Source organism: Aquimarina litoralis, from assembly GCF_019295435.1.
In the GTDB taxonomy this organism is placed as follows: Bacteria; Bacteroidota; Bacteroidia; order Flavobacteriales; family Flavobacteriaceae; genus Aquimarina; species Aquimarina litoralis_A.
This window is the reverse complement of sequence record NZ_WEKL01000076.1, coordinates 1-13309: the sequence shown is the minus strand read 5'-3', so window position 1 is coordinate 13309 and position 13309 is coordinate 1. Positions and strand designations below refer to the sequence as shown.

General features: G+C 33.4%; 12 protein-coding genes. 4 read left to right on the top strand and 8 right to left on the bottom strand.

Annotation, left to right across the window (positions count from 1 at the left end; genetic code table 11):
- From GBO31_RS22650 to GBO31_RS22615, 8 genes are all read right to left on the bottom strand, one after another.
- Window positions 1-1761, bottom strand: a 1761-nt coding sequence (locus GBO31_RS22650; protein ID WP_219010886.1) for a beta strand repeat-containing protein, incomplete at its 3' end; no start/stop codon positions are given.
- Between the two features lie 258 nt (window positions 1762-2019).
- Complete coding sequence (locus GBO31_RS22645; RefSeq protein ID WP_219010885.1) at window positions 2020-2598, bottom strand: phage tail protein; 579 nt, start codon at window positions 2596-2598, stop codon at window positions 2020-2022.
- 39 nt (window positions 2599-2637) lie between these two features.
- Window positions 2638-3216, bottom strand: coding sequence for a phage tail protein (locus tag GBO31_RS22640; RefSeq protein ID WP_219010884.1), 579 nt, complete (start codon window positions 3214-3216; stop codon window positions 2638-2640).
- A gap of 39 nt (window positions 3217-3255) precedes the next feature.
- Window positions 3256-4215, bottom strand: coding sequence for a methionyl-tRNA formyltransferase (locus tag GBO31_RS22635; protein WP_219010883.1), 960 nt, complete (start codon window positions 4213-4215; stop codon window positions 3256-3258).
- 317 nt (window positions 4216-4532) lie between these two features.
- Window positions 4533-4970: a retropepsin-like aspartic protease gene (locus GBO31_RS22630; protein ID WP_219010882.1), complete on the bottom strand. Its 438-nt coding sequence runs from the start codon at window positions 4968-4970 to the stop codon at window positions 4533-4535.
- Window positions 4967-7570: a CHAT domain-containing protein gene (locus GBO31_RS22625; RefSeq protein WP_219010881.1), complete on the bottom strand. Its 2604-nt coding sequence runs from the start codon at window positions 7568-7570 to the stop codon at window positions 4967-4969. The genes GBO31_RS22630 and GBO31_RS22625 overlap by 4 nt, the downstream gene beginning before the upstream one ends.
- Window positions 7551-9536: a PKD domain-containing protein gene (locus GBO31_RS22620; protein ID WP_219010880.1), complete on the bottom strand. Its 1986-nt coding sequence runs from the start codon at window positions 9534-9536 to the stop codon at window positions 7551-7553. The genes GBO31_RS22625 and GBO31_RS22620 overlap by 20 nt, the downstream gene beginning before the upstream one ends.
- Window positions 9537-9693: 157 nt before the next feature.
- Window positions 9694-10737 (bottom strand): hypothetical protein, encoded by a 1044-nt coding sequence (locus tag GBO31_RS22615; protein WP_219010879.1) that lies wholly within the window; start codon window positions 10735-10737, stop codon window positions 9694-9696.
- Between the two features lie 131 nt (window positions 10738-10868).
- Between GBO31_RS22615 and GBO31_RS22610 the strand changes: the two genes are divergently transcribed.
- The 4 genes from GBO31_RS22610 to GBO31_RS22595 form a co-directional block, all read left to right on the top strand.
- Window positions 10869-11456 carry an RNA polymerase sigma factor gene (locus GBO31_RS22610; protein ID WP_219010878.1) on the top strand — a complete coding sequence of 196 codons (588 nt, stop codon included), beginning with the start codon at window positions 10869-10871 and terminating at the stop codon, window positions 11454-11456.
- Window positions 11453-12190, top strand: coding sequence for a tetratricopeptide repeat protein (locus GBO31_RS22605; RefSeq protein ID WP_219010876.1), 738 nt, complete (start codon window positions 11453-11455; stop codon window positions 12188-12190). Before GBO31_RS22610 ends, GBO31_RS22605 begins: the two co-directional genes overlap by 4 nt.
- A 126-nt stretch (window positions 12191-12316) precedes the next feature.
- Window positions 12317-12604, top strand: a complete 288-nt coding sequence (locus tag GBO31_RS22600) for a hypothetical protein (protein WP_219010874.1) — start codon at window positions 12317-12319, stop codon at window positions 12602-12604.
- Between the two features lie 58 nt (window positions 12605-12662).
- A partial coding sequence (locus GBO31_RS22595) for a TatD family hydrolase (RefSeq protein ID WP_219010873.1) occupies window positions 12663-13309 on the top strand: 647 nt, incomplete at its 3' end.

Below are 13309 nucleotides of genomic sequence, written 5' to 3'. Positions count from 1 at the left end.
AGAATCAGTTACAGATCCGGCTCCGCCAGAAGATGTGAATGTATAGTTATAAGTAGCACCCACTTCAGCACCTGCGAAAGTGAAACTTACAGCATTTTCATTTCCAGAGTTAATAGGGCTTTGGTCGATTGAAACAGAATATCCAGTTGGAGCACCAGTGTCTTTACTTTCTGTGTCAGTAGCATTACTACCCGTATTTCCGCTAACATCAGTAAGTGTAACAGTTAAAGTTATTGTTCCATCCGGTAATCCGCTTAGGTCGATTCCAGTTATTTGATCAGTAGCTGTTGCGATTGCACCAGAATCAGTCACAGATCCGGCTCCACCAGATGAGGTAAATGTATAGTTGTAAGTAGCTCCTACTTCAGCACTTGCGAAAGTGAAACTTACTGCGTTTTCATTTCCTAGGTTAATAGGGCTTTGATCAATAGAAACAGAGTATCCAGTTGGAGCAATGTTATCTATTAAGAACGTATTGTCATTTGTTCCTGTTGGAGTTGTGTTAACTAAAACATTTCCAATATCATCAGTGATATCTTGTCCTCCAGAAAAACTTAAAGTAACTGTACCATTTAAATTGGCTAAATCACCTCCAGAGGCAGTAATTCTATAGGTGTTTCCAGTAGGGTTTGTAACGGCGGTAATAGTAGCAGTAGTTCCAGAAACTGAAAAATCATCAGTGCCTATATTAGCAACATCTTCATCAAATGTAACATCCCAGACTAGTGTATCTGCATTTGTTGGACTTGTAGTTGGATTTTGACGAACAATACTTGTTACTCCAGGAGGAGTGTTATCTACAACAAAATTTTCAGGAAAAGGATCAATTGGTGTTGTATCTGTTAGTTCATTTCCTGCAAGATCCTCGATATCTTGATTGTTTACTATTCCTAAGGTAACAGTACCATTAAAATTTGCAAGATCACCACCAGAAATAGTGATTCCCCAAACATTACTTCCTAAATCCGCAACATTAGTAATGGTAGCTGTGGTAGTACTACCAATAGAAAAATCTGCTGCGCTAACATTCACTACTGCTTCTGTAAATTCTACTCCAAAAGTTAGTGCATCTGCATTAGTTGGTGACGTAGTAGGTGTTTGTCTTGTGATAGATTGAATTCTTGGGTTTTCAGTGTCAGCAGCTAAAGCACTTCCATCAAAAGTATCCGGAACAATTGTTGGAAAAGCGAAGTCTCCCAAGGTCCAATTGTTTGAATCATTGATCATTGCAGCACAATCTCCAATACTGGAATTGCAAGTGGTTGATCCGGTATAATAACCTTCTTGCGTAATGATGTTTGCATTAACCCCATCGGTTAAACCGGTTCCTGTTAAAGAATTACCAGTTAGATCACCTACGAACGATAAAAAGGTTCCGGGAACTGCTCTGGTTCCAGTAATTGCAAAAAGTTCATCTATGTTTGCGGTATTAAAACCTGGTTCTACTTCTGAAGCTGTACCAACAGATGCCAAAATACCAGTCCCATTGTCATCTGCGTCAGTAATATCCACAACAGTACCAATAGCTATAATGCCACCAGTATTATTGGTCCAGAGAACTTCACCTTCTCCATCAGGTGTTGAAAAAGCTGTTCCGGTCCATTCTTCATCTGTAAATCTGATGGTAGTTCCATCAGGGCAATCATCTAAAAAAACAAAAGAAAATCCGTCATCATCATTATTGTACGCAACGAAAGCGATATCGCCTGGGTCATCTATAACACCATCCCTTACTTGTCCATAACTTATGAACGAAAGCATTAGTGTGAAGATTAAAAAAAAACTTGTGTTATTTGAAATTATTTTCATTTTTGAGTAATTAATTACCATTTAAATTCAGTTAATAATTAGTATACAAGTTAGAGAATTTTCAGGAGAAATTAATGTTCTCCTGAAAATTCTTATTTGATTTCCAAAACCAAAATATTAAATAAGCAGATTGAATAATTTATTGATAAACAAGATGAAGTATTTTTTGATAGATTGATTTGGTTACTATTATTTTTAAAAGGAATGTTTTTAATTTCTAGATGGAAAAACTCCTTGTAAGCAAATAATATAGTAACAAGATAGCCAAGGTTGCATATTGTTTACGGATTGGTTGCCTCCAGTATTTCCGATAGTAATTTGTGTACCTGCTACGGGTATATTATTTCCTGAGTATTTAGCACGAGGAGTAGGGCTAGAAGCAAAGTTATCATTTCCGGTATTAGCTAAAACACCCGCTCCAGGATTTGTTTCATCTTCATCTCCTGAAGAGGTATTCACGGGCAAAGCAATTTCACCTGGATTAGTGATTGCAATAGCATGACTATGGGAAGGAATTTGTGTAACATTTAGAATATTATATTCTGTACCTCCTTTTTGTCCTTCTCTACGATCACTTAAACCTGGTCCATTCCCAGATCCAATACAAGTTCGACCTCTTAAATCAGGGAGTGCAAATGTGGTTCTTCCATCTCCACCATAAATAGTGCCTAATAATGAATATAATGCTTGATTCTGATTAATTGGTAGTAGTTGCCCTGCGCAAAATGCCCAATTTCTTGGGGCAAAATTACCCGCGAACATTCTGATTTCGGCCATTGTTCCGTCCATATTTTATATTTTTAAGTTATGTATAAGTTTGTTAATTTTTTAGCTTCTAGAAGGATAGATACCTTGTAGACATATGATGTAATATGTCGATAACCAAGGCTGCATATTATTTACAGATTGATTGCCTCCAGTATTTCCGATAGTAATTTGTGTGCCAGCTACAGGTATATTATTTCCTGAGTATTTTGCACCAGTAGTAGGGCTAGAAGCAAAGTTGTCATTTCCGGTATTCGCCAAAACACCTGCTGCCGGGTTTGCTTCATCTTCATCACCTGGAGAGGTATTTACCGGTAAAGTAATTTCACCTGGATTAGTTACTGCAATAGCATGAGTATGGGAAGGAATTTGTGTAACATTTAGAATATTATATTCCGTACCTCCTTTTTGTCCTTGTCTGCGACTGGTTAAACCAGGTCCATGTCCAGGTCCAATAGGTACACGTCCTCTGAGATCTGGTAAGGCAAAACTAGTTCTTCCATCACCACCATAAGTGGTTCCTATAATTGAAAATAATGCATCGTTTTGTGAGATTGCTAATAATTGCCCTTCACAAAATGCCCAGGCTCTTGGTGCAAAATTCCCACCAAACATCCGAATTTCTCCTATTGTTCCTTCCATGTGTTGTTGTTTTTTAATTAGTTATTATAATGATTGATTTTAAAAAATGATTTGTTGTTTTGGTTGTAGTGTTGTTGTAAAACAATGCCCCGTTCTTATACCAAGATGTACATATTTTGAACCTGATAAGATGCCTGCATCAGAACTAATCATATTAATGCGAAGCACTTTTCCATATTTGCAATACACAAATAATCCTTCTTGAGGATGTGCATGGATTATTTCACCAGCCGTTTTCCCTAATAGTGTTTGAGTATCTACTGGAGAAACTTCAATAAGTTTAATTGGTGAACCTTGATAATAAGTGGTTGCTCCTCCATATTTTGGATTGCAAGCATTAATGAGTTGTTCAATTTCATCTGCGGTCTGGCTTTCCCAGCAAATGGTAATGTCTTTATCAGTTGGTTTTTTATAATAACATACATTGGTTTTTGATTGAGGTTTTAGATTTTTTGAATCCACTATTAATTCTAGCGCTGTTTTAGTTAGGTTTTCTAACATATAGCTCATTTTGGAGTTCATCATGCCTAAGGTTTCACCAGGTATCAAAGAGACAGGATGTTCGATCAAAATATTACCAGTGTCCCAATCTTCATCCATTTGATGGATCGTTATTGCTGTTTGTTTTTGCCCTTGTTTGATCGACCAAAAAAGAGGATCAGGACCTCTATTTATTGGTAGTTTGCCAAAATGAATGTTTAAAAAACCGAACTTTGGAATACACAGAGCTTCTTTCGGAATTTTGATGGAAAGACCACACACTAATATTAAATCTGGTTTAATATCATTCAGCCATTGAATAAATTGTGTTTTTATATTTTCCTGATTGATAAGAAAAGTCCTGTGATCTTCTTTTTGAATGGAGGTAAACCAAAAATCTTTTTCAGGTTGTGGTACTAATGATTTTTGAAAACAGACAGCACTCAGATAATCCTGTTCTGCCAAGAATTTATATACAGTAAGGCATGTTGGAAAACTTCCAATTAGTACTGTTTTCATGAGTTTGTATTTTTATAAACTACCATATTCTGATTAAATCTAACTTAGATTTTAATCTTTGAAGAGTGTTCCAAAATCACCAAGAATCAAATCTAAATAGCATATCGGAACGAATCAATACGTAGAACTACGTGATTTATGTAAATCGCTAATAAATAGTGGTTAGTTGTTTTTGAGTGAATAGTGTTGCTAAACCTTAATTTTTATGAATTGATTTTTTTTGCTCTTAAGTTGTTTGGATAAGAATAGGTTTTAACTTTGATCTTCTATTGTAGATTGAAGAAATATAGTAGTTTCAAAAAAGTGATAGCATCTTTCTATTTTAAGTAAAGACATTTTTTTTCGTAATCGATAACGGCTTTTCCTTTTTTTAGAATATCTGCACCTATAATTCCGTCTACAGGTTCTGCTTGATGCGCGATGAGAGCAGTATTTACATGTGTTAAATCAAATAGTATTAAAGAAATGTTTTTTCTTGACCATTTGTTTAATTGTATACTGTTTCTTTTAGAAAGTTGTGTGTGCATATCTGTAGCGCCTGCACCGGCTGCCTTAACGTCGCTTTCTTGTGTGAAAAGTTCGAATTTTTCGACAGCATCAAAACCTACACATGAGTTAGAAGCTCCTGTATCTACTATAAAATTTCCTTCAACACCATTTAGTAATGCTGTCACTTCAAAATGATTTGTTTTGGTGTATTCAAGTTTGATTCGGTGATACTCTTTCTTGAGTAAAAATTGGCGTAGTGTGGTCATTTTAATTTTTGTCTAACAGCTAACAAAAATAGTATAATTAATAAGAAAAAAATTGCAATCAGTATCCAGCTATATCTTCCTGATTGTGTTGGATGTTCGTATACCCCATAATATACGAATGATGCCCAGTAATAAGGTGATTTTTGTGCATTTGTGATTTTTTCGGATGATAAGTAGTCTAATTTTGAAACGTATAATCCATGTGCTTTAGAATTATAAGATCGCAAATTTTGGTAGAAATTTTCCATAAGCTGAGAAGTAGTTTTGTCATTAACTTTCCATAAAGAAAATAATGCATTGGGAACTCCTGCATATTGAAATCCTCTGGCAATACTTAAAGGCCCTTCACCTTTTGCAACAACACCCACTCCTGTTTCGCAAGCGCTTAATACAACAAGATCTGCTTCTAATTGCAATCCATACAATTGATTAACTAGTATGTTTTGATCTCTAAACTGTATGGATGCTGGTCTAGAAAAACTTCCCGATTCAGCATGGGTGGATAGGTGTAATATGGAATGGTCTTTTAGGTTATCTAAAAATTGTGAATAGGTAGCTTTCTCACTTTGTAAAAACGTTCCATTAAAGTGCTCTTCTATATATTCTTTTTCCTGAAGTGAAAATGGAAGTTCTAAATTAGTTTTTTCGAATACCGGAAATATACCAAGAATACTATTTCTACGATTTTTATTGATTGAAGATTGCATGAATTTAGCGGCAGAATTTTCATAACTAATAGCGCTAGATTTTAAAAGAAAAGGCATCTGTTCAAAGTTAAAAATTGAACTTTTTTCTGTTAGTAAAGCTTCATAAGGGATAAAGTTTAGTAATCCATCAGGTATGATCATTAATTTTTTGGCTTTAGGTATTTTTAGATGTTGGTATAACTGAAAACTGTTTAGAGAAAAGCCATTTATATCATTTATGATATTTGACGGATTATTGAAATATCGAATATATTTTTGTATACTTTTTTTTATGTGATCATTACTTCCTATCACACTCAGATTTGTAGTATCTGCATTCATATTGAATTGGTATACTTTTGTTTTGCCATAGAAATAGGAAATTAAGGTTATATCGTCTTGCTGTAATTTATGTTGTAGTTTGGGAATTGAAATTATTTGTCGATTAGCAATTAGATTCGGATATTTTTCTTGCAGCTTTTTTGAAAGTTCTTTTAATTCTATTGAAGTTTGAGAATATAGAGTAGTCCATTGTTGGATTTGCTTAATGTCAGCTTGATCGTTTTTGAGTTTTTCTTTTAAAATTTGGGTTTCGTAATTTGCGAGTTGAATATTAAGTTGTCTGTTTTTTTTAACGAGCGCATCGTTCTGATATTGGGATAGAAATGTTTTTGATATCAAAGCTTCATTCACAAATGGAGCTTTGGAGCTTTCCGCCGCTTCAAATGCTTTTTCTATATAACTTTTTTCATTCGATTTTGTGTACAGATTATACAATAAATCAATGTATGTCTCTGTACGATCTCTATTTTGACTATGTTGAATAATCTTTGTGCTTTGTAAAGGATAGGTGATATTTAATTTTGAGTTTACCGTAAAAGCAGCCTCTAATGATTTAATTGCTAAATCTGGTTTGTTCGCTTGTTGATAAATATACGCTTGTATGTCTAAGGCTTTTAGTAAAATTCTGTCTGCAATTAGAAGTTCTTTTTTGGGGATGTCTAATGTAGAGCGGTATACTGGAAGTAAGATTTTATAGATCTCCTTCAAATTATCTAATGCTTCTTTGTACTCATTTTTTGAAAGTAAGATATCTGTATATGCTAACTGCCATTTTGCAATATCTCGAGAGGTGGTATTCTTCTGTTTAAGTAAATGTTTTTTTGCAATTAAAATTTGTTGTTGTGCTGTCTGTATGTTTGCATTTTCTAAAGCAATGGATGCTAATATTTGATAGGCGTTTACTTCACTTTTGTCTATAGAAAGAACTTTTAAAGCATATGTTTTTGCTGTTTCTAGAGCTCCTATGTCTAAATAATTGGTTGCTAAATTGGTGAGAATGTTTGGGTTTTTTGTGTCTAATTTTTCTCCTTTGTGAAGAATTTTGATTGCTTTTTGATGATTACCTTGGTTGTTATAGGTGATTGATAAATTAGTAATTGCAGACACTATTTTAGGGATGTTTCCTGTTTGCTCTGCTATATACATATAACTGGTAATAATGTCCTCTGCTTTTTTAAGATCTCCAATTTTTACATATAAATTTCCAAGTGGTTGCAAACAGTTTTCAATAATGTCGTAATCTTTCAGATTGTCTTTATTAAAAGATTTCCAAGCTTTTTCATAATATGCAATACCGGTTGGGATATCACCATATTTACTATAATAGTATCCTAAATTACTATGTGCAATAACCAAAGAAAGCAGGTCTTCTTTAGTGGATAATTTATTCTCTTTGGAAATTATAAAATTAGAGAATTTTTCTAGGTTTTGAGCTGATGGACTGTTCAGGAAATTATCTAATTGCTGGTATATAATTTCGGAAGCTTTTGTTGTTTCTTGTGCATCTATTATCTGTTTTCCAATGATTAGAAACAATATGAGGACTGCCTTTTTAAAACTTCCAAATTCCATAAAATTGAATTTGAGAATTTGGTTCGTTAAAGTTGTAAACATATCTAACACCAACGCTAGGACCAATGCGAACGGTTCCAAGATTCATTCCAATAAAAACACCAGTTTGTAAATTGGTAAAACTATCGTCAATTTCTGCAATATTGAAAGAATCTAAATCGGGATTAGGAGTAATTTGATTGCCGTTTTCAAAGATAGTAAAACCTTCTCCAGTAGTTTCCTGATCATTTTTACTGGTTAAGTCTAATTTTAGCTGCACGCCAGCTCCCATAGCTAAGAAGTTGGAGAAATTATACCGGTACGATGCAGGTACTGCATACACAGAAATATTGGTAAACTGATTAGTTTCTGAAAAGCGGATTAAGTCTACAGCACCAGCAGGATTTATGCTTCGAGTTTCAAAATTTCGTGTTTCATCATAGGAAGAGGTAGAAAACATCAATTCTGCTTGATAGTATCCTCTATAAGATTTAAAAGGAGATAATGTAGCTCCAACAAAATATTCTCTTTGATTGTCCAACTCGGGGACAGTTATGTATCCTGCTTTTGCGCCAATCGAAATTCCAGGGATAAAACGAGTTGTCGCATAGTTTGTGATAATAGGTTCATTTTTATCAAAGTAAATGGCGGTTCTGCTCTTTGTCTTTTTTTTGTGAAAGTTTCTACCGAATTTCATAGAGTACTTTACAAAGCCTTTGGTAGAATCTATTTCTGAAACATTTTTTTGTTCACTTCCTGGAAGATAGATTCTATTGAATGTGAAGATGATTTTGTCTTTTTTAAGAATTGTATCTAAACAACTGTAGTTTACTTTTCGTTCTTTCGGGCAAATTGGACATTCTGGATATATATTGTCAATTTGTAAAGTAGATTTGTCAAACATTTCTGGAGTATCTACCTCTAATCGAATCGTATTGGCAGGACCTTCACCATTATTCTGAAATCGCACTTTGAATTTTAATCTTTTAAAACATACAAGACGATAATTCATTAACCAACCATTAGAAGACATTTTATTAGGATCATGAGAAGTTACGATTTCCATCTCAGTATCTTTTACAGTGTGATTATCATAATTATTATCTGGTACATATACACTCCTTAAAGTGACAATAGCACTGGTGTCTTTAATCATTTCTGGAGTAGTTCTAAGTGTTCTGAAAATATTGCGCTCTTCTCCAGGTTGCATATTATCAAATTCAATAATCTGATAACTTCTATATAGTGCTTTTGATTCTTCTAATGTGAGAGGAAGATTCTTTCGTTTTGTAGTGTCTTGAACAAAAAGTGTTTTGTTATACGCAGAATAACCACTATTGGATGCCAGTAAAGTATGGTCGTCATTCGTTTCAAGGTTTGTTGAAATCGCATCTAATGGAGTAATACGTTCTCCGTAATGCAATCGAGTGTCTTCAATAATGAAATTATCATTTTTGAATTGTCTGTCATTATAAAACAAATATAATTTCCCACTGGAAGTATAATTATTATTGTTTTTGTAACTGGTTATAAACACCATTTCCTGATCAGGAATAGGTTCTCGATTTCTTTTTAATAGAAGGTCTTCTTCTTCTGGAAACGTAGTGATATTATTATCTAAAGAGGCTTCGTCCAGCTCGTTGGGAATAGTTACTGATTTTGGTCTACTGGCAGGTGGTTTTCCATTGTCATAATTATTAGTAGCCCATAGTTTCACTTGATAATTTCCACTTTTTTTATACGAATGAGTTGGTTTTTCCTTAAAACTGTAATAACCATCTCCAAATTCCCAATAATATGAATAGAAAGCTTTGGGCGCCCCAGCGATTTGATTAAGCGGTGGCATTTTTGCGCCATACCTTACCTGATTACCTTCTATTTCATAGGATATCGGAGCGACTCTTGGAATCGTATCATGTAATGCAATTTGTCCTAGACAGAAATAAGGTAGTAATATAAATAATAATAAAGCCGAAAATCTGTTCATGTGTTTTTGTTAGTGTTAATAAAGATAAACAAAAAGTTATATGCTTGATATGTTGGTTATTGGTGAATAAAAATTCCGGAAGGTAAACCTCCGGAATTTTTCTGAAATTTGCTGTAACCCCCATTACCTAATTAGCATATTCCAGTGTGAGATGTATTTACGGGAGATCATTGATTAGATCTACTAATCCGGCTTCTGTTGTGGTGTTTGTAGTTCCGATTACTTCCAAATGGTTTTCTTCAATTGTTGTTCCTTGAATTGCATAAACGTATTGATCGTCTTGAACGGACACAAAAATGATATGTACTTCTAATCCGATAGGAATTAATCCGTAATGCTCGGAGAATAAACCAGTCTCTGAATCATAAATATCCAATAAAGCTAATGCCGTTGGTTCTCCATCATAGGATACATATACGTTACAGTTTGTGTTGTCAAAACCTTCAGGAACATCCACTTGTAGCATAGTTTTGGGTCTTGGATCATTGTACCAGCGATCAATATTTGTCCAACCAAAATTTCCAATAAAACTTCCATATCCACTAACTACTTGTCCATCTGGTCCTTCTCTTTGAATTGGTTCTAATCCCGTTTGTTCGTCTTCTTCCCAAACGATATCACATTCCATAGTATCTCCATCACAATCCTCGCTTTCTCCATTAAATATGTTCATATCGTTATCAAAAGTTTCTGTAGGCGCAAATAACTGAAACCCGCTAGCAAGCTCAAGTTGCTCACCATTTTGATTGGCGTTTACATAAAACTCTCCTCCAGAAACCAATGTTTCAACATCACCATTTGGACGTTTCCCATTTGTAGGCATTTTAGTGAGTAGCATTTTGGCTTTGTCATAAATTTCTATTAATTCAATGGTTATAGCTCCGCTTACAGGAGCTCCACTTTGGTCTACAATACTGTTTGGTGGGAAATATAGAACAGTTCCTTCTTCTCCATAAATTTCTCCAGTGCCGCCACCATTTAATGTGAAAGTTTGTACTGCTTCTTCTCGATTCTCAATGATTTCGGTTTCTAACTCTTGTCCTCCTAAAATTGGAGGGGTAATAATAATGTCATTGTCGTCATTTTTACTACAGCTAACAAAAAGTAATGTTAGTAGAATAAAGAATAGAAGGTGTGTCATTTTTAGATTTACATTCTTACTATGATTCTGTAATGTAATTGCTTTACTATTTTTCTTCATGATTTTTTAATTTTAATAGTACTTTTTAATTATTTCACTTGTTGTTTACACCTACATATCAATACCTCTAATTTTTTGTTACCCTTTTTTTAAAAACTTTTTTAAATTAGTTGCACAGACCAATCTTTTTTATGGGAAATAATAAAGCACACGCTGATCAGAGATATATCGAAGCGCTTTTGAAGAATGATACTATAGTATTGAAGGAGATCTATGAGAAATTTGCTCCAAAAATAGTTGGGTATATCAAAAAAAATAGCGGTGATGAATCTAAAGCACGTGATATTATTCAGGAAACTTTAATCGCAATTTATTCGCAAGCTAGAGAAAAGAAATTGGTACTTACTTGTCCCTTTGATGCCTATTTTTTTCTCTTGTGTAAAAGAAAATGGTTGAATGAACTAAAAAAGAATACGCAACAAAAGGTAACAATTAATGAAGAGGTTGTATCTATAGATGATGAGAGTGACAGGTATGCAGAAGAAACCCTAATTTTTGAAGCTAGAAATGAACTTTTTTCAGAAATTTTTGAGCAGTTGGGAAAAGCTTGTAAAGAATTATTAAAAACTACATTTGCTATAAAATCTATGGAAGAAGTTGCTGCTAAATTAGGGAAATCATATGGTTATGTACGTAAAAAGAAATCTTTATGTATTGGTCAATTGACAAAAATGGTTCAAAACTCTCCTAAGTTCAATCAAATAAAAAACTTGTTATGACCCCAGAAGAAAAATACGAGCTTTTTGAGCGAAAAATTAGCAATGAAATTTCGATAGAGGAAGAAGAGTTGTTGTCTCAGGTAATCGAAGAGGATAAAGCGGTAGCAGAAGAATTTAAAACATATAAAGAATGGAGCTCTTATTTAGCTACTAATCTAAACTTGGATAAAGAGAAATCCGAATTATCAGATAATTTAGAGGATATAGCAAGCTCTTTCTTTTCTAAAGAACCTCAAAAGAGAAGAACCAAAGTAATTAAAATGCCTTCTTGGGGATATGCTGTAGCTGCAAGTGTATTAATTATTTTAGGAGTTTATACTTTTACAAAAAGTACTCCTATGTATGATGATTTTATTTCTATACCAGAATTATCCATCACTGAAAGGTCTGATGAAAATGATTTAAATATAAAGACTGAAAAGGCTTTTAATTCTGAGGATTATAAAAAAGCAGAGCAATATCTTTCTGAATTGCTGGAAAACCATGCTGATAATTCTGAATATCTATTTTATTATGGGATTACATTGTTAGAACAGGATAAATTTGAAAAAGCCWCAGAAGTTTTTGTTCAATTACAAAAAGGAGCTTCTATCTATAAATACAGAGCAATTTGGTTTGAAGCTCTGAATCAATTAAAGCAAGAAAATATTAAGAAGTGTAAAGAATTATTAAAATTGATCCCTCAAGAAGCAGAGGATTATCAAATAGCTCAGAAGTTGTTTAGGAAACTATAAAATAACTTAAAATCATAGTTTTAAAATGTTAATTAATTACAAATAACACAATAAAAAAGGTTTTTTGGTGTAATTAATAGTGTGGTATTACCACTAAAAGGAAGAATGTTTTAATAATTATGAGTTATGAATGGATTTAGATCAATACCTGCTATAGAGAAAGAAGATATTAAATTTTTACGTTTTCCAAATCAGGAAGTACTTCAAAATAAAAAAGATAAAAATTGTCGATCTATAAATGTAAAACGAGCGATGCGTTTAGGCAATTTAGAACATGGAAAAGTAAAAATAATTTTTGCTGATGATCAAGGCACAAAAAAGGTAGAAACTACTATATGGGGTGTAACTGAAAAATCTGTTATACTAAAGCAGTCCACAGTTATTCCGTTAAGAAGAATTATCAGCGTGAACTAATTTCTTGTTTATAAAAAAAGCTAAAAAAATGTGAGCAAAATTTAACTACTTTTGCCGCATGATACTTACCGATACACATACACATATTTATAGCGAATCTTTTAACGAAGATCAGGACGAAATGATGCAACGAGCAATAGCATTAGGTGTAGAACGATTCTTTGTGCCGGCTATTGATTCTGAGTATACAAGATCAATGTACGAGATAGAAAAAAAGTACCCCGAAAATGTTTTTTTGATGATGGGATTACATCCTACTCATGTGAAAGAGAACTATAAAGAAGAGTTAGAGCACGTCGAAGAAGAGCTTAGTAAACGATTTGAAGCTGGTAGTGATCAAAAATTTTATGCTGTAGGAGAAATAGGAGTTGATCTGTATTGGGATAAAACTTTTCTCAAGCAACAACAAGAAGCATTTAAATATCAAATTCAACTGGCTAAAAAGTACAAATTACCTATTGTAATTCATTGTAGAGACGCTTTTAATGAGGTTTTTGATGTATTAGAATCTGAGAAAGGCCCAGATTTATTTGGTATTTTTCATTGTTTTACTGGTACTATTGAGGATGCACATAAAGCAATATCATATAATATGAAGCTTGGTATTGGAGGTGTAGTTACTTTTAAGAATGGGAAAATTGATAAATTTTTGAATGAATTTTCAATGGATCATATTGTTTTAGAAACGGATGCTCCCTATCTGGC

What these genes read in the sequence shown, in the direction of transcription:
- GBO31_RS22635 (WP_219010883.1), bottom strand. Translation starts at nt 4,215, where the DNA reads ATGAAAACAGTACTAATTGGAAGTTTTCCAACATGCCTTACTGTATAT.
- GBO31_RS22625 (WP_219010881.1), bottom strand. Translation starts at nt 7,570, where the DNA reads ATGGAATTTGGAAGTTTTAAAAAGGCAGTCCTCATATTGTTTCTAATC.
- GBO31_RS22645 (WP_219010885.1), bottom strand. Translation starts at nt 2,598, where the DNA reads ATGGACGGAACAATGGCCGAAATCAGAATGTTCGCGGGTAATTTTGCC.
- GBO31_RS22610 (WP_219010878.1), top strand. Translation starts at nt 10,869, where the DNA reads ATGGGAAATAATAAAGCACACGCTGATCAGAGATATATCGAAGCGCTT.
- GBO31_RS22600 (WP_219010874.1), top strand. Translation starts at nt 12,317, where the DNA reads ATGAATGGATTTAGATCAATACCTGCTATAGAGAAAGAAGATATTAAA.
- GBO31_RS22615 (WP_219010879.1), bottom strand. Translation starts at nt 10,737, where the DNA reads ATGAAGAAAAATAGTAAAGCAATTACATTACAGAATCATAGTAAGAAT.
- GBO31_RS22640 (WP_219010884.1), bottom strand. Translation starts at nt 3,216, where the DNA reads ATGGAAGGAACAATAGGAGAAATTCGGATGTTTGGTGGGAATTTTGCA.
- GBO31_RS22620 (WP_219010880.1), bottom strand. Translation starts at nt 9,536, where the DNA reads ATGAACAGATTTTCGGCTTTATTATTATTTATATTACTACCTTATTTC.
- GBO31_RS22630 (WP_219010882.1), bottom strand. Translation starts at nt 4,970, where the DNA reads ATGACCACACTACGCCAATTTTTACTCAAGAAAGAGTATCACCGAATC.